At 45.1% G+C, this 16,461-nt stretch carries 14 protein-coding genes; all 14 read right to left on the reverse strand.

Features of this window, described 5'->3' with window-relative positions; translation table 11 throughout:
- Positions 1-18: 18 nt before the first annotated feature.
- Positions 19-1,575, reverse strand: coding sequence for a glycosyl hydrolase (locus QFZ78_RS10615; protein WP_307547258.1), 1,557 nt, complete (start codon positions 1,573-1,575; stop codon positions 19-21).
- 222 nt (positions 1,576-1,797) lie between these two features.
- The gene (locus QFZ78_RS10620) at positions 1,798-3,168 is read right to left on the reverse strand and encodes a sugar phosphate nucleotidyltransferase (protein ID WP_307547260.1); all 1,371 of its coding nucleotides are present in this window, start codon (positions 3,166-3,168) and stop codon (positions 1,798-1,800) included.
- Positions 3,169-3,200: 32 nt separating this feature from the next.
- Complete coding sequence (locus QFZ78_RS10625) at positions 3,201-4,532, reverse strand: UDP-glucose dehydrogenase family protein (protein ID WP_307547262.1); 1,332 nt, start codon at positions 4,530-4,532, stop codon at positions 3,201-3,203.
- 4 nt (positions 4,533-4,536) lie between these two features.
- Positions 4,537-5,637 carry a glycosyltransferase gene (locus QFZ78_RS10630; protein WP_307547264.1) on the reverse strand — a complete coding sequence of 367 codons (1,101 nt, stop codon included), beginning with the start codon at positions 5,635-5,637 and terminating at the stop codon, positions 4,537-4,539.
- A gap of 30 nt (positions 5,638-5,667) precedes the next feature.
- Positions 5,668-6,810 (reverse strand): glycosyltransferase family 4 protein, encoded by a 1,143-nt coding sequence (locus QFZ78_RS10635; protein ID WP_307547266.1) that lies wholly within the window; start codon positions 6,808-6,810, stop codon positions 5,668-5,670.
- Positions 6,779-8,041: a glycosyltransferase family 4 protein gene (locus tag QFZ78_RS10640; protein ID WP_307547268.1), complete on the reverse strand. Its 1,263-nt coding sequence runs from the start codon at positions 8,039-8,041 to the stop codon at positions 6,779-6,781. The genes QFZ78_RS10635 and QFZ78_RS10640 overlap by 32 nt, the downstream gene beginning before the upstream one ends.
- Positions 8,025-8,861, reverse strand: a complete 837-nt coding sequence (locus QFZ78_RS10645) for a glycosyltransferase family 2 protein (protein WP_307547270.1) — start codon at positions 8,859-8,861, stop codon at positions 8,025-8,027. Before QFZ78_RS10645 ends, QFZ78_RS10640 begins: the two co-directional genes overlap by 17 nt.
- Before the next feature lie 31 nt (positions 8,862-8,892).
- A complete protein-coding gene (locus tag QFZ78_RS10650; protein ID WP_307547272.1) occupies positions 8,893-10,260 on the reverse strand; it encodes a lipopolysaccharide biosynthesis protein in 1,368 nt (455 codons plus the stop codon).
- Complete coding sequence (locus tag QFZ78_RS10655) at positions 10,202-11,713, reverse strand: O-antigen ligase family protein (protein ID WP_307547275.1); 1,512 nt, start codon at positions 11,711-11,713, stop codon at positions 10,202-10,204. Before QFZ78_RS10655 ends, QFZ78_RS10650 begins: the two co-directional genes overlap by 59 nt.
- Positions 11,706-12,491, reverse strand: a complete 786-nt coding sequence (locus QFZ78_RS10660; protein ID WP_307547277.1) for a WecB/TagA/CpsF family glycosyltransferase — start codon at positions 12,489-12,491, stop codon at positions 11,706-11,708. The genes QFZ78_RS10655 and QFZ78_RS10660 overlap by 8 nt, the downstream gene beginning before the upstream one ends.
- The gene (locus tag QFZ78_RS10665; protein ID WP_307547279.1) at positions 12,491-13,828 is read right to left on the reverse strand and encodes an O-antigen ligase family protein; all 1,338 of its coding nucleotides are present in this window, start codon (positions 13,826-13,828) and stop codon (positions 12,491-12,493) included. Before QFZ78_RS10665 ends, QFZ78_RS10660 begins: the two co-directional genes overlap by 1 nt.
- Before the next feature lie 8 nt (positions 13,829-13,836).
- Positions 13,837-14,769 carry a glycosyltransferase gene (locus QFZ78_RS10670; RefSeq protein WP_307547280.1) on the reverse strand — a complete coding sequence of 311 codons (933 nt, stop codon included), beginning with the start codon at positions 14,767-14,769 and terminating at the stop codon, positions 13,837-13,839.
- Between the two features lie 29 nt (positions 14,770-14,798).
- Positions 14,799-15,515, reverse strand: a complete 717-nt coding sequence (locus QFZ78_RS10675; RefSeq protein WP_307547281.1) for a sugar transferase — start codon at positions 15,513-15,515, stop codon at positions 14,799-14,801.
- The gene (galU, locus tag QFZ78_RS10680) at positions 15,484-16,422 is read right to left on the reverse strand and encodes a UTP--glucose-1-phosphate uridylyltransferase GalU (RefSeq protein ID WP_307547282.1); all 939 of its coding nucleotides are present in this window, start codon (positions 16,420-16,422) and stop codon (positions 15,484-15,486) included. Before galU ends, QFZ78_RS10675 begins: the two co-directional genes overlap by 32 nt.
- Positions 16,423-16,461 lie beyond the last annotated feature (39 nt).

Below are 16,461 nucleotides of genomic sequence, written 5' to 3' on the forward strand. Positions count from 1 at the left end.
TTAGATACCTCTCAACCATCAAGGAAGTAATAGGACACTCGCGGGAATAATTTCTTTCACTTGGGACGGGCTCGTCCACATGACTTTAGCAACAGCACCATTCATATTATCATAATATTCGACTTTCAAATCAACAGGTACTCCAGCGGTAAGAGCAATGGTTCCGGATCGTTCCACCCAGCTTTGATTAAACCAACTATCAATAACCAGCACGCCATTCACCCAAACTCGGATGCCATCGTCACTTAACGTAGAAATTTTATAAGTTTCCGTAAATTTCGGCTTGAGTTTACCCGTCCATCTGACGGAAAACGTATCTGCTTGCATAGAAGGAAAGGGAGCCGACGTGGACCAATTGAAATCAATCTTGGCGTCTTCCTTCGTTTCCTTCAGTGTGGTCAAATCCTTGTTATCGTAATATTCCGCTTGCAACCCATATCTCTCTTCCTTTAAGACAGGTTGTAAGATAGGTTCTAAGACTGGTTCTAAGACTGGTTCTAAGACTGGTTGAAAGACAGGTAGTGAGTCAGGTACTTTAATAGTTTGAAGCGACTCTCTTGTCAATAATTTCGAATTCGTATAAAAGGTTTCAATTTCTTGTAGGTTATTATTTTCGGCCAGCATTTTGCCCCATGTCATTAGATAGGCCCATTTGGGCTGCTCATTCAAAATAGTGTCACTAGGCAGCTCACCATTTTCCCCCACGGCTACAGGCTTACCCTTAGCTAATTCAACAATCTTCGTGTAATAATCTGGATGGTAATCATTGTCATAGATATCAACAGCGAGAACATCCACCTTATTTTCTCCGGGATAAGTAGCTGTATACGAGTCAGCCAAAGCATTTGGTGCATTTGGGCTCCAAACCCAAAGTAGATTGTTCAACTTATGCACATGAACGAAGCGGTCGTACATGATATTCCATAATGCAGGGAAGTTGCTCTTCTTGCCCCACCAGAACCAATTCCCATTCATTTCATGATAAGGGCGCCATAAGACAGGAACACCTGCATCCCTAAGTTTCCCTAAGTAGACAGCCGCTTTATCGAGATCTGCAAGCAATTGCGTGTACTGGGGAGTCCCTGGCGTTACGTACTTATCAAAATCGGCTTGGCTCATTTCCTTCTTCACATTTGACCAGCAAAGGCACGTTCCAGGAATGCTTTCATGAAATGATATCGTTACCAAACCGCCAGCCTGGTTCCATGCTATCGCACTATTTACCACCCGTTGTCTTTGTTCTGCCAATTGACTTTCTGATTGATTCATAATGGCACCGAATTCATAACCATGAAGACCCGGATATTTACCAGTCAAGCCTTTGACTTGATTCGTCCATTCATCTGGGCTTTCTAAGTAATCATGCTGCCCGCTAATGATGCTTACACCCGAGATGGCATACAATTGCTGCAGTACTGCCTTAGCCTCATACGTAGCTTGTGAGTTGATAGGAACAACTGACGCATTCGTTACGTTAGGGTGAAGCAAGATATTCGGTGCTAGCAAAGAGAGTAGAAACAATAAGGAAACCACCTTCTTATGCACACCCACCTTTCCAAAAAAATCGATCATCATCTTTCCTCCAGTATCGTAGATTGACACAATGAACCCCGATTTACGTTCCTTACACGATTGTTCATCCTGCTCAATCTACCATACAGGGCATATATTAGATTTGTATAAGCTTTATATAAATATTTTGAAAGTTTTTCCAATTTCAGTTATGCTTTCAAACAAGGAATCGCCTTCCATTCGCGAAAGTCGAATAGAAGGCGGTTCGTTGTTTCAAAACAAATCTTAAATAAATTGGTGAAGGGGGATATCCTTCCATGCCATACAAATACGAACCGTGTCTTCTTCCACTAATTCGGATCCGCTCTGGACCTCGATAAATTCAACATCCGTTATGGCTCGAATGCTGTGCCTAGTTCCATCTGGAATTCGAACGACATCTCCAGGCTTCACTTGATAGAGCTTGTCATTAATGACTATATCCGCAACGCCGCTTACGATCGTCCACACTTCACTGCGTTTATAATGCAGCTGATAGCTTATATTTTTACCTGCATGGACGAGAATCCGTTTAGTCAGCACCTCATTATCTTCTGCATACTTGACATAGTCAATCACACGATAACGTCCCCACCTGCGCTCCTCATACATCGGTCGGTGTTCAATTTTATTCATGACTTCCTTAATCCGAGGACTTTCCGACTTGCTCGTTACAAGAATCCCATCAGGGCTGACAGCGATGACGGCGTCCTTGATCCCAATCACCGTAACTGGAATATCTAGCTCATTAATCAAATGGGTATTCTCGGAATCTTCGGTCACGATGCCCGTTCCAATCTGGGATCGGCTCATTTCCTCTGTCAGTGTATTCCAGGTACCAAGGTCTTTCCAATAGCCGTCGTAAGGTACGACAACACAGCTCGCTTCCTTCTCAACAATTTCGTAGTCAAAGCTAATTTTCGTTAGTTTATGATAATTTTTAAGCATTTCTTCATATTGAATCGGGATGCCCTTTTCCACCATGACCTCAATGAGATAGCCTAGCCGGAAAGCGAAGACACCGCAGTTCCAAAGCGCCTTCTGTTCAATCAAGGCAGCTGCCTGTTCACGATTCGGCTTTTCAGCAAAATGGTTGACATGCAGTGCTTCTGACCCTTCTCTGCGTTTGTCAGAGGGAACGATATACCCGTATTTCTCAGACGGAATCGTTGGAACAACGCCCATTAGCGCCAAATTCGCATCCGTTTCGTGCAGAACTTCTTCTAACTGTTTGATTTTCTGAAAGAAAGCCTCATCGACATAGGGATCTACGGGTAACACCGTAATCACTGTATTCAGGGGCAAACTCTCGACATCATACATATAAGCAGCAGCAAGCGCGATTGCAGGGAAGGTATCTCTTCTCTCAGGCTCAACAATAAGCGGGGCATCGCCGCCTAATTGACTTATAATCATTTCAACCTGGGAGCGGTTCGTCGCTAAGTAAGCATCATCGCCGAGGCCTGTATTCTGCAGTTGTCTCCATACACGTTGAACCATGGATTCACTTCTGCCTTCAGCATCTTCAAGTACCCTTAAGAATTGCTTGGATCTGGAATCATTGGACAATGGCCACAGTCGTTTACCCGACCCGCCGGAAAGAAGAACCAATTTCATGAATACCACGCTCCACTCGGTTTATTTGATAATTATCTAGCCAGCGCTTTGGGACGGGATGCCCCGATCAAATCAGGTCTCCCTACCGAATAATATTTGAGTCCAGTTCCCTGAACCTGCTCTTTGCTAAACACATTGCGACCATCAATAAGAATCGGCTGCTCCATGACGAAAATGAGCTGTGATAATGGGACAGCTTTGAATTCTTCCCAATCCGTAAGTAAACAAATGGCGTCGGACCCCGTAGCTGCCTCCAGAGCATTCTCACACCATTGAATTGCCGGATGGTCGATACGTTCCTTAAATTTCTCCATCGCAATGGGATCATACAGCTTCAGCCGTGCTCCCGCACGAATCAAGGTTTCCACGATTTCGATGGAAGGCGCATAACGAATGTCATCCGTGTTCGGTTTAAAAGACAATCCCCAGATGCCAATGGATTTGCCGCTAAGCGGACCGAGGGACGCTTCCAGCTTGGAAATTACTTTATAACGCTGCGATTTGTTCACCTCGACAACCGACTTTAACAATTGAAACTCATAGTCGACATTACCGGCAATTTGAATCAATGCGTCTGTATCCTTGGGAAAACAAGAACCCCCGTAGCCGATACCCGCACTCAGGAAGGAAGAGCCAATTCGCTTATCTTGCCCCATTCCTTTGGCAACCTCAGTGACATCTGCGCCAACTTTCTCGCAAATATTGGATATTTCATTAATAAATGAAATTTTGGTCGCAAGAAAGGCATTCGAAGCATACTTGATCATCTCCGCGCTGCGAATACTTGTAACGAAGATTTGATCGGTAAACGAACGGTGCAGCTCCGTAAGAGGTGCGGCTAAGCTTGGATTTTCAATCCCGAGGACAATCCGATCTGGATGAAGGGTATCATCGATCGCTGAGCCTTCCCGCAGAAACTCTGGAATCGATACGACGTCGAAAGACTGCATCGTATTCATGGCAATAATCATTTGAATATGCTCGTTCGTACCAACAGGAACGGTGCTTTTCGTTGCAATGATTTTATAACTATTCATCGCCTTCCCGATTTCCATGGCCGCCTGCTCGATAAAGGCCAGATTAGCCTCTCCATTTGGTAAGGAAGGTGTGCCCACCGCAATAATAATGAGTTCGGATTGACTGATGGCCTGTGCCAAGTCAGAGGTAAAGGCCAATCGACCGGCATTCAGATTCTTCTCCATCAGCTGTTCAATACCAGGTTCGTAGATCGGAGATATCAGGTTTTGCAATTTTTCAATTTTCTGTTCATCATGATCCACACAGATTACGTTATTGCCCACTTCAGCGAAGCATACCCCGGAAACTAACCCCACATACCCCGTCCCGATTACTGCAATATCCATACGATTAATGCCCCTCTCTGAATTGTTGGTAGGCCTTACCCATGTAGTCTTTTAGTTTATCCATGAATGTTTGCTCATCAAATTTCTGTGCGTGCTGCATGATTTGCCTTACATCCCAGTCATGGTTTTCCACTTCCTGAATCGCAAGCAGCAGATCTTCTACCTCTTGCCGTTTGAAGAATACACCATTCACATGAGGCACAATCGTATCTAGCGCACCTCCGGCCTGATAGGCAACAACGGGTCTTCCGGCAGCATTAGCTTCCAGCGGTGTTATGCCGAAATCCTCCTCACCAGGAAAGATTAACGCTCGGCACTGCGCCATCATTTGAGTGACCGAACCGTCATCCAGCCTTCCCAGGAAACGGATATTCCCTTTGGCCATTGCCTTAAGCCTCACGAGGTCGGGTCCTTCTCCAACGATGTATAACGGCAGTCCATTTCGATTAAATGCTTCTACCGCCAGATCGATTCGCTTGTACGAAACAAGTCTCGATACAATCAAATAATAATCATCAATGGAAGTTGAGCTATGGAATCGCGACGTATTAATCGGCGGAAAAATAACATCTGAATCGCGTTGGTAATAATTTCGAATGCGATTTTTTACGACGGAGGAATTAGCGATAAACTGATTCACATTAGCCGACGTTTTTTGATCCCATTGCTTAAGCCTATCGATATAGATTTTCAAAAGCCGCTTCATCACACTTGAATTGGATTGCCGCTCCATATACGTGTCATAATCCCAAGCGAATCGCATCGGGGTATGGCAGTAACAGAGATGGAACGTATCCTTCGGAACCTGAATACTTTTCATGAAAGCGCTGCTTGAGCTAAGCACGATATCGAATTCTCGGAAATCAAAATCCTTAATCGCAAAGGGGTATAGGGGGAGCATTTCTTTAAAATGGCTTTTCCCTCCAGGCATTTTTTGCAACCAGGAGGCCCGTATATCCGCATCTCTTAGCTCATCGAGCAGCCGGTTATTGCTAAACATGGTCGTATAGATGGGAGCACTCGGGTACATTTGGTGAAAGACCTCAACCACTCTTTCGGCCCCGCCCATTTGAACCAAATAATCATGCGCAATTGCTATTTTCATTTGATCCATCCTTTATTTACTAGCGGATAATTACGAGTTAGCAATTAAACCTGCATAGTAATGAGTGATTTGGGTAACAGTTCGTTCGATGACAAAGTGTTGTTCCACGCGTTTTATGCCATTCTCACTCATTCTGCGCCGCTCCTCTGGATGCTCCAGCAGGTAGCGTATGGAATCGGCAAGCAAAGCGGGGTCACCGGGCGTAATGAGAAGTCCCGTTTCGCCATTCACAACCGTTTCTGTCGGACCACCTTCATTAGAAGCAATAACGGGTAATCCTGCCGCCATTCCTTCTACAATGACCTGACCAAATGGCTCAGGAGTTATGGAAGTATGTACCAGTAGGTCCGCTTGCTGCATTAGTGTTTGAATGTCATCCACATGTCCCAGTAAGGTGACATTGTACAGCTTGTCATCTGCCATTTGCTGAAGCAGCTGCTGCTTATACGCGTCTTCCCCGAACAAGGCATCCCCGGCTAACCAGAACTGAACCTGCTGATCGGGGAGGAACGACTTGGCCGCTTCGAGTAAAATATGTTGGCCCTTCCACTCCGCTAGCCTGCCAACTAGCAAAACAACGTAGGGCTTCATCCATTTTTTCTCTACAGCAATGCCTGAATTCTTCGTTTTTGCGAAAGCCGAGTAGACAACTAACGTTTTTTTCGATTTCGGCAAATGTAGAGCATTCAAGGTTGAATTAGAATTCGCTATGACGCCGTTTGGCAGCAAGCGGGACATCCATCGTATCGCTTGAGCGACGATCGGTTTCAAGTACGGAACTCCGATATGGTCCCGAATATGCCAGATGAGAGGAATACCTGCCAATTTAGCAGCTACAGCTCCATAAAAAGCAGATTTCAACGAATTGGTATGTACACAGACGACTTTTTCTGCTTTCAATAATTTGGAGAGCCTCTTCCCATAGGTGAGAAGCTCAAAAGCGGCCGATACAGCTTGCAAATTTACCGCATTACGATTTCGATTGCGTACCTTATCACTTAAAGGCAAGACGCGAACATCGATACCTTTGTCTCTTAACCGCTCTACGAGCACACCCTCCTCGGCCACAATGACTAGTGGGTCTACTTCGTTTCCGAGATGGGTAATAATGTTATAAAGTGCGACTTCTCCACCGCTCCATCTAGCGGTATGATCCAAATAAGCTACCCTCATCCTGTTCACGCCCTCCTTTCTTCCCAGCAGTTACCTGACGATTGCCGCCGTAAGCAATCATATGTTGATCGATTACGTGATTAAATACGCCATCTACCTGTTTGGATACACGATCCCAGGTGTAATTCTCCAACACATGGCTTCTGCATTGCTCTGCGGTCGGCCACATTTCACGGTGCCGCAATAAGCGAATTAACCCAGAAGCCATATCTTTGCTGCTTTTACCGGCAAACAGCATGTCTGGCCGATATTTCTGAAGAATTTCACGGTTGCCTCCAATCGGTGTTGCCATAACTGGAACCCCGGCGGCCATTGCTTCTACGGTAATTAATCCGAAGCCTTCCAACGCTTGGGAAGGTACAACGAACAGATCAGCGGCTTGATAATAATCAGCAAGCTCATTATCAGGGATGTAGCCCAGCATTCGGACGCGAGACTGGAGACCATATTCAGCAATTTTACTTTCCAGCTCTCCTTGCAGAGGCCCTTTGCCACCGATGAACAGCACGGTATCCGGAACCGTTCTCGCAACCTCTTTCCAAGCTTCCAGTAATTGAAGAAGACCCATTCGGTTGACTAATCTTCTTAAGGTCAACACTGCTGTCGTCCCTTCCTCCAGCTGCAGTTTCCTTCTTATCGCCGTGCGATCCGCAGCCGGCTTGAACCGGGCAACATCGGCCCCACCTGGAATGATGTGAATCTTTGAAAGCGGGACACCGTACTGGTGATGAAGAATATCGCGGAAGGTTTCACTTAGCACAATGAATGCATCCGCCAGCCGATAAGCCTTCATCTCCCAGTTCTTCGCGATCATTGTTTTGATTCGATGCTTCAATCCCTTGCCTTCGAGCCTGATTTCCTCACTCCAAGGACCATGAAACGTCATCACCACCGGAATATTTCGCGCTTTGGCCTCCATAGCAACTCCTATACTATAGGGAGCAAAGTGGGAATAAACGATATCAACGTCCTGCTGATTCATCAGATCAGCCGCATGCTTCCGAAAGGCATTTCGTCTTTTACTTAACTTCAAATCGGTGACGGCTACGTTCGTGACGCGAAGGTCATCTTGAACGACCGGCTTATTCGCACTGCATACCAGCGCCTCCAGCTCATGACGGTTAGCTAAGCTTACGCAAATATGTTTGAAATAAGTGTTTAGTCCTCCAGGCTGTGCAGATGGCCAACCCATTCCGGTACACAGGATCCGCAAACTATTGCAGTGTAGCATAAGCTTTCCCCTCCTTAATTGGCTCTTCTTGGGACTGTTTCACTCTTTTCCGAGCAAGCCCAAGTTCATACTGTTTCATACATACTAGGAATTCATATACTCCCCAGAAGAGGGATACCGCAAGTCCAGGAATCCCTTTTTTATACAAGCCATGAACGATATATTTCTGCACAAATCGTAAGGGAGGACGAACGATCATTCGCAGCAGGCTAAATCGTTTCCCCGCAGCAACAGCGCCTTCCGCTTCCAGATCGGTATACTTATTAAACCGCTCCATGTGATCATGAATGCTGCGGAAACCATAATGCCACAGAACACCTGGCACGAACACGATATTCTCACTTGAGACATCCGGTGTTTCATGTACAAGACTTTCCCGGTACTGAATTTCGGTACGGTTATACAGACGCACAAGCTTCTCGCCCTTGCCCATCCAGCGTCCTAGAAAGTCACCAATACGCAAGACAGCATAGGCTTTGCTCGGATCAGACAAACCATTTTTCAACTTCTGAATCGAAGCTGCTAGAGGTTCACTAACAACCTCATCGGTATCAATAACGAATATCCAATCATAGGTAGCTTGATCACTTCCATAAATACGCTGCTTTGCATAACCAGGCCATGCGTTCTCATATACCTTGCAGCCCAATTGCTCAGATACACGGACTGTTCCGTCCTTGCTCCCGCCGTCAATGACTACAATTTCGTCTGCAAAAGGCTTGCAGGAGGCAATCGCATTGGCTATTCTCGTTTCATCGTCTTGTGCAATGATGACAACAGAAATCCGATTCTCTCCCATAGCGTCACTATAGTGACTCATTTCGTTCGCCCCTCCCCCAGTTTCAAACCAATTATTTAGCTTTATATGCTGATATTGCTGAAAGTAACCAACGCACATCATCTTTATTAATCAATAATTTAGGTAGTTTCGTCTTCAAGGTGAATTTGACATTGAGTAGGATAAAGACGAATCGAAGTAAACCCGATGATAATATGGCCATTCCCGCACCGAGCAATCCGAACTTCGGAATCAGTACCGTTAGTAACGGGATGACGATTAGCAGCCCTATCCCTTGCAGAATCGTAACAATCTTGGGCTTGCCTAAAGCCATGAACGCTTGAGCCAAAACCATGGTTCCACCAGATATGGAAACTTCGAGGAGCAGCATCCGAAAAACACTGATCGCTTCCTTAAAATCAGGACCATACAGTAGAGGCATTATGAAAGGAGCTACCAGCATTATCATCAATGAGCAAAGTAAAGCGACACATGTGCTGATCCTGTATACACGGAATGTCATTTCAACGACTTTATCCTTAGGTAAACCCGATGCTTTCGGGAACAACACCACGATGATGGATGTAGAGAAAATATTGACTACACGGGAAAGGCTTACCGCCACCGCATATAGTCCAAGCTCCGCTGGATTAAGGAGGCCGATAATAACAATTTGATCGATATAATAGGAGACATTCCCCATTAAATCGTTACCGTAAGATCCAATGCCGTACCGGATTAATGTCTTGAAGGATTGAAAAGCATCCTTTATCACGAATTTGTACTGCTTTAGTAAGCGTACTGTCGTCCATATGTAAAAGGGAACCGCCGGAGCGAGATAAGCCACGGCTGACGTGTATGGATTCATTGTTCTTGTTAGGATTAGCAGCCCTAAGCCGATGAGCGTACAAAGCGGAACAAGAAAGCGCAGACGGTTGAACAGCTTATATTCGCCTCTCACCTGCATCATCGCATTATTAATCTGAGAAAATACGATGAGAGGTATGAGCACCATGGACCATTGGGAGAACAGGACCACGTTGTCTGAATACGTACGAAGCCAATAGGGTAAAACCAGTATCCCCAAGCACATCGCAAGCATGCCTGCTGTCAAACCCATGAGAACAGCGGTCGAATAAAGCTTGGCGGAATCCTTCATGTTCTTTTTCACGTTGTAAATAATGGCGGAAGGCAGACCGAAAGTGAAACTAAAGGCTAGGAATTGTGACCATAAGACCATAGCCGCTTGCTCTCCTCGGCCGGATGGTCCTAAATAACGTGCTGTCAAAATACCTGTAAGCATATTAATCACTAAGATTAGTACACTGAAAAACATCGTTCTGATGGAAGCCGAGATATGACTTTTGCTTGAAAAGAATGCTTTAATGAAGCCGAATAGAGGCTTTATGCGGACTATTTTCAAGTTGACTGGTTGCTGCATCCGGAATTTGCCTCCTCTCTTGAACGATCGTGTGATGCGCCATAATGCCAACTCCTACGACCATCCATAGTAGAAAGCCTTTCAAACCTGTATACCCATTTTCGAACACTAGACAAATGATACTTCCTAGCAAAGCGGAGAGCGCAATTTTACTGTAAAGGTTTAAACCGCCCGTATGTTTCTTTTGAGATAAGAGAAAACGAGTGACCAGCCATAGCACCCAGAAGAACAGCAAGCCGCCAAGGATACCAAAGGTTAGAAACATAGCAACAAATCCATTATCGAAGATGCCATATTCGCCAAGAGCTCCCCCGTTACTCAGTTTGGTACCGACACCAATACTGCCCAGTCCCAACCCTTGCGGTTTAGCAAACAATATGGGAAAAACCGTATGGAAAAAATCAAGTCTTTCATTATACGAATGATCGTCCTGTATAGCTGTCATTGTGTTCAATCGCTCCACTAGCCCTTGTGCACCGGGAAGCTTAGGAATAATGACATACATGGCTCCAATTACAGCTGTTAATTGAGCAATTAATTTCCACTTTTGTCTACCTGCCGATACGGCTGTGTAAATCACAATATCAATGAACAGCATAACCCAGGCAGAGCGCACTAATGTGATAAGCAATCCCACCGTTACGAGAATAACACCGATCCAGCCCAGCGGCCCCCGCCATCTTTTATCCAAAATCATCGGGGCAAGTGCTGATGCCAAATACGTACCTGCCGGTCCCGGGGAATTCAGCGTAGAGAATACTCTGATCTCCAAGGGAAGCGGTTTTCCTATCGAAGTCATCTCCACATGATTCATCCAGAAAGCATCCCATGGCGGAACCAACACATACTGGATAATGCCATAAACAGCAATCAAGATTGCCGTATTAGAAAATGCTATAAGCAAACGATCTAGCGCTTTACTATCAAATTTAGACAAGGCTGCATACGGGATTAATAGTAGTGGAATAAAATAATTAGCTAAATCGTATAACGCTCCGCTGCCATTTTTCGTTAAACCAATCAAACTTCCATATAACAATACAATGGCCATATAAAGCAGCAATTTATTAATTTGAGAATCCATTTGATGTAACTTAGAGAGGATTGGGATAATCACCACCGCACTCGTTAGCAGTGGCGCAATACTCAACAAGGAGACGGAATGATACGTCCCTTCCATCCAATCCTGAATTCTTCGGATCTCTGGACAAATGACCCAAACCAGCAGGATATAAGGAATCAATCGACGCGAGTCCAATAAGGCCATCACAAAAGCAGGGAAAAGCAGAATCGATAAGAATGCGATTTGCATACTAAGATCAGGACTCAGAGTTGCACTTGAGTAACCAATGAGCAAGGAGACGGCCAACGCCATACCAACCAATAGAATTGTCATCCGACTAGCCTGCATCATGATAAAAGGGGGCTTAATCATTTTGCTTATTTCATCCACTGTTGATTCCCGTCCCCTCCCGTTTCATCTTGAATTGCTTAACAACTTCCCGCCATAGCAGGACCGCAAACATAGCATCGTGAACCAAGTAACGCTTCCACAATCTTCGCGGTTCTTGAGCAAGACGCCAGAACCATTCGAATCCTGTTTTCTGCATAATGCTCGGAGCTCTCTTCACTGTGCCCGAAATGAAATCGAACGTTGCGCCAACGCCAATCGAGATTGGCACTTTATATTGAAGATAGTTCTGGTAAATCCACTTCTCCTGCTTCGGAGCGCCAACGCCAACAAACACAATGTCAGGCTGCGTATCAATCAGCATCTGAATAATTTGCTCATTCTCCTCTTTTTTGTTCTCGAAACCATAGGAGGGTGAATAACAGCCCACAATATTCAGATTTGGAAATACGAGCTTCAGATTCTTTACCGCTTGCTCCGGAATACCGACTGCTGATCCTAAGAAAAAAAGCTTGTATTGTCTGCTCGCGAAAGCTTCACCTAACTTTGTGAACAAGTCGGATCCGGATACTTTCTGTTTAAGCGGTTTACGGAGCATCTTCGATGCCCATATGATCGGCATACCATCCGCAACGATGGCACCTGCACCTGAATACACCTTCTGAAACTCAGCATCCTTTCTGAGCTTGATTAAATGATCGACATTACAGGTCAAGATGTAAGAATGACTTTTCTGACGTATGACCTCATCCATATAGGCAAGCAAGTCCAGAAAATCATAATTATCAAAATTAACATCGAACATAGTCACTCTACTCATCAGATCACTTCTTCTTTTTTCGAATTTGTCGTTGACAGAATATACAAGCTATTCAAATACCAGCAGAAAGGAATGATGAATTGAACAGTCGATAAGGTGTTATCCGACAAGGAGTACAGAAAGAACGCCAGGATGAACGCCACGTAGTAAATCTTAATTCTCTGCGGGATTACCCGATAGATCATTCCAAATAAGACTAGTAAAGATAGAAACAGCAGGATGCATCCAATATAACCAGCATCGTAATAAAAGCGGATGTACTCGTTATGGGGAACCACAAAACCTTCGTATAAACTTCCATCATTCGCAACGGTAACCGCACCTAGCCCTCTTCCTGTCAGGGGGGACTCTTTCACCCCTTTCAAGAAGTAGCTCCATGCTTCGGTTCTTCCTGACAAGTCAATACCTGTACCTGTCTGGCGTTCGAACGAACGCTTTGTCATATTATCCCACTGCACATAGACGGCTCCACCGATCAAGGCCAAGGAACAAAGCAGCGGGATAAGTAAGATCAGCTTCCCTTTGATATACTGCTTAACCATATCGTAGAAATAGTAAGCAGCCATGGCCAGCATGGCGAGGATAGGTCCTCTAGTTCCCGTAGCGATCAGAATCGCAAAGTTAGCAGCCAAAGTACAATAATAAAACCTGGCTTGCAGTGGATTGCGTTTGGTCTCTATTAAGGCAACCGTAATGCCTAGAAAAGCTAGCATCGCCAAATGGGGTGCGATATTCGCCCCTTGTACCCGAATCGCTCCTGTGAACTCCACATTGAGAAACGAATACAGATGAGCCAATTGAAGCAGCGCCCCAGTTCCAACACTTACCAATGGCAATAGACAAATAATCCGGATATGCCTTTGCGCTGTCCCTTTTTTCCATTTAATCATGAGAAAAAAGAAGGGAAGCGTTAGTCCGATAAATGATTTCAAGGTGAGTGATAATGTCAGCCTTGGATGCCAATCTGAGAAGAAGATGGTAAGGAATAACATGCTGGCGATAGCTGCTATGGGATAGATGAACTTCAATCGAAGTCCATTTTGCAGCATACAGGGAACTAACAGAATTAAAATCCCAAGTTTATAAAGAGCAATAATCTCTAATCCAGGTACATTCGCTTCGACGATGTAGTTAATCGAAATGGCGGTCGATAAAAGGACTAGATAACTCATTTTCTCGGGCTGGTAGATGGCATACACGAATGAGAAAAGCACGCCCAGCCCCAAGATACTGAACATAGGCTGATAAGCAGCCGCTACGCCCACTATTACCGCAAGAAGTACATAGACCGCACCATAATATATTGGTTTTTTGAGCATTGGAAGATTCGGCGTCATCAGTATCCTCACCCTGTTAAGCGCATTTTCCCACGTCTACTGAGCGTGTCTAGCGTGCCCCGTATACTTTGCAATCGGCATGCAATCAGCAATTTCCTTCCTTCGGTACGCGCGAACAAGGCATCTACGGCAATGTAGAGCACCTTGCTGGCAACCTTACCGAGAAGAACAAGCTTGCTGAGCTGACTCTTATGCATAGAGCCATTCGTAACACCTTGATAATAATAGCGCTGCTTGATCCAATCCTTCGTCAAGCGGCTATCCGGGATGAAGTGATCAACCACCATGGAAGGCTGATAAAGAATAGCCTTCCCTTCTTTCTTCATCTGTTCAAATATCCAAGATTCCTCCCCAGACAACAGCAGCGTCCCCTTCCTCCCTAGGTCGGTTGGGAACAAATATTTGTCATGAAAGGATTTGCGAATCGCCATATTCGCACCAAATGGATGTCTGTTCATCGGATATTCATGCACAGTTGCTCCCATATCAACAATCGTATAGGGCAGTTCCAGCGCTTCGATCAACCATTTCGGCCGTTCACTTTCGAAACGAGGTCGAATCACACCTCCCATCGCATAGACATCCTGCCGAGAATCCAAGGTGTCTATGATGGTGCGAATCCATTCCATGCAAGGAACTGCATCATCATCGAGAAAGGCGACAATATCACCCTTAGCTTCTTGAATACCTCTATTTCGCGCAGCCGAAAGCCCTTGGGTTTGTTCAAATAGATAATGAACGTCCGTGCCTCCTGCTTGATGCTGGATAAACGATTGTGAGATCTCACGCGTATGATCTGTGGAATTGTTATCCACAATGAGAATCTCAGCTTTGTCTATAGCCTTTAAAGCAGGTAACGAGTTCAAGGTAATTTGAAGCAAATCCGCACGATTATAGGTACAGATGACAATGGATACCCTTGGTTTTGGCTGAATTAGCACGATGGTGTTACTCCTTTCCCTTCTGTTCTCTAAAAGGCATCTTTGGAGCCAAGAAGGACGGAAACCGTCTTTAAGATGATTTTCAAATCATAAAAAACGCTTCGTTCTCTGATGTAAGTCAAATCGAGTTCTACCATTTGCCCGAAGCTTAAATTGCTTCGTCCGCTTACTTGCCATAAGCCCGTACAGCCAGGCGTAACGGCCAAACGCTTCTTCTCGTACGGTGTATACTCACTAACTTCACTCGGCAAAGCTGGTCTTGGACCGACCAAGCTCATTTCACCGATGAGTACGTTCCACAATTGTGGTAACTCATCTATACTTGTTTTGCGCAGTAATCGTCCGACGCGTGTAACGCGAGGATCGTTTTTCATTTTAAACATCGCGCCTTCAACTTCATTCTGACTCATCAACTGCTGCTTCAGCTCTTCCGCATTGGAAACCATCGAGCGAAACTTATACATCGGAAAAAGGATTTCGTCTTTACCTACTCGATTTTGTTTGAAGAAAACGGAACCTTTCGGATCTTCCACCTTAATCCAGATAGCTATGATGATAAATAACGGTGTCAGGAAGAGAAGTCCCATGAGGGATAGCATAATATCGAGCATCCGCTTTACAAATAAATAGGAAGCATTGCTTTTCCCTTCTTGCGGTCTAGGAGTAGTAGCCGTGTAGTAGCTCTTCTGGGGAACTTTCTGAGGTCCCAAGTACTCATAATCCTCCTGCAGTTCGCGCAAGCTCATGGTCTCCACCTCCCAGATGCTCTAAAATTGGTGCATATTGCTCCTTGATAAGGATAGCAGCCATCGCTTCAAGCACATCAAGTCGAAGATCTTTACTCTCCAAGGCGAACGCCATTGTCGTGAGAATGTAACCGAGACGTTCACCCACATCATAACGGATACCGTCAAAATGATACGCTAGTACTCGTTCTATTTGATTAAGCTTCTGAATCGCGTCTGTCAGCTGAATTTCTCCGCCAGCGCCTTTCTCCTGAAGCTCCAAAAATTCAAAGATTTTAGGGGAGAACACATATCTACCCATAATGGCAAGATTGGAAGGGGCTGTGCCTAAATTTGGTTTTTCAACCAAGTCTTTCACTTGATACAGGCGGTTATTTTGCTCACCCGGATCAATGATACCGTAACGATTGGTAAGCTCCGGAGGTACAGTTTGTACGCCGATGACTGAATTTTCTGATAATTCATACTGCTGAATGAGCTGTTTTAGGCAAGGTACCTTCCCTGTGACAATATCATCGCCTAGCAGCACTGCGAATGGTTCATTCCCGATGAACCTTCTTGCACACCAGACCGCATGTCCAAGACCTTTGGGTTCTTTTTGACGAATGTAATGAATTTCTACCTTGGATGAACGTTGTACTTCCTTGAGAAGCTCAAGCTTCCCTGTTTCCAGCAGTTTGTTTTCTAACTCGAAAGCATTATCGAAGTGATCTTCGATTGCCCTCTTCCCTTTACCGGTAACAATAATAATATCTTCGATTCCGGATTCGATGGCTTCTTCCACGATGTATTGAATAGTCGGCTTGTTGATGATCGGGAGCATCTCTTTGGGCATCGCTTTCGTAGCAGGCAGGAACCTCGTTCCTAATCCTGCCGCCGGAATAATTGCTTTTTTCACCTTTTTCATCTCTCTCATCCTCCTATCGATTATGGAAAGTCTAGCCGC

This window comes from Paenibacillus sp. V4I5, from assembly GCF_030817255.1.
Lineage (GTDB): Bacteria > Bacillota > Bacilli > Paenibacillales > NBRC-103111 > Paenibacillus_E.

Coding starts and splice junctions, on each gene's coding strand:
- QFZ78_RS10650 (WP_307547272.1), bottom strand. CDS start 10,260: ATGCAGCAACCAGTCAACTTGAAAATAGTCCGCATAAAGCCTCTATTC.
- QFZ78_RS10615 (WP_307547258.1), bottom strand. CDS start 1,575: ATGATGATCGATTTTTTTGGAAAGGTGGGTGTGCATAAGAAGGTGGTT.
- QFZ78_RS10645 (WP_307547270.1), bottom strand. CDS start 8,861: ATGAGTCACTATAGTGACGCTATGGGAGAGAATCGGATTTCTGTTGTC.
- QFZ78_RS10630 (WP_307547264.1), bottom strand. CDS start 5,637: ATGAAAATAGCAATTGCGCATGATTATTTGGTTCAAATGGGCGGGGCC.
- QFZ78_RS10625 (WP_307547262.1), bottom strand. CDS start 4,532: ATGGATATTGCAGTAATCGGGACGGGGTATGTGGGGTTAGTTTCCGGG.
- QFZ78_RS10620 (WP_307547260.1), bottom strand. CDS start 3,168: ATGAAATTGGTTCTTCTTTCCGGCGGGTCGGGTAAACGACTGTGGCCA.
- QFZ78_RS10635 (WP_307547266.1), bottom strand. CDS start 6,810: ATGAGGGTAGCTTATTTGGATCATACCGCTAGATGGAGCGGTGGAGAA.
- QFZ78_RS10660 (WP_307547277.1), bottom strand. CDS start 12,491: ATGAGTAGAGTGACTATGTTCGATGTTAATTTTGATAATTATGATTTT.
- QFZ78_RS10640 (WP_307547268.1), bottom strand. CDS start 8,041: ATGCTACACTGCAATAGTTTGCGGATCCTGTGTACCGGAATGGGTTGG.
- QFZ78_RS10675 (WP_307547281.1), bottom strand. CDS start 15,515: ATGAGCTTGCGCGAACTGCAGGAGGATTATGAGTACTTGGGACCTCAG.
- galU (WP_307547282.1), bottom strand. CDS start 16,422: ATGAAAAAGGTGAAAAAAGCAATTATTCCGGCGGCAGGATTAGGAACG.
- QFZ78_RS10665 (WP_307547279.1), bottom strand. CDS start 13,828: ATGACGCCGAATCTTCCAATGCTCAAAAAACCAATATATTATGGTGCG.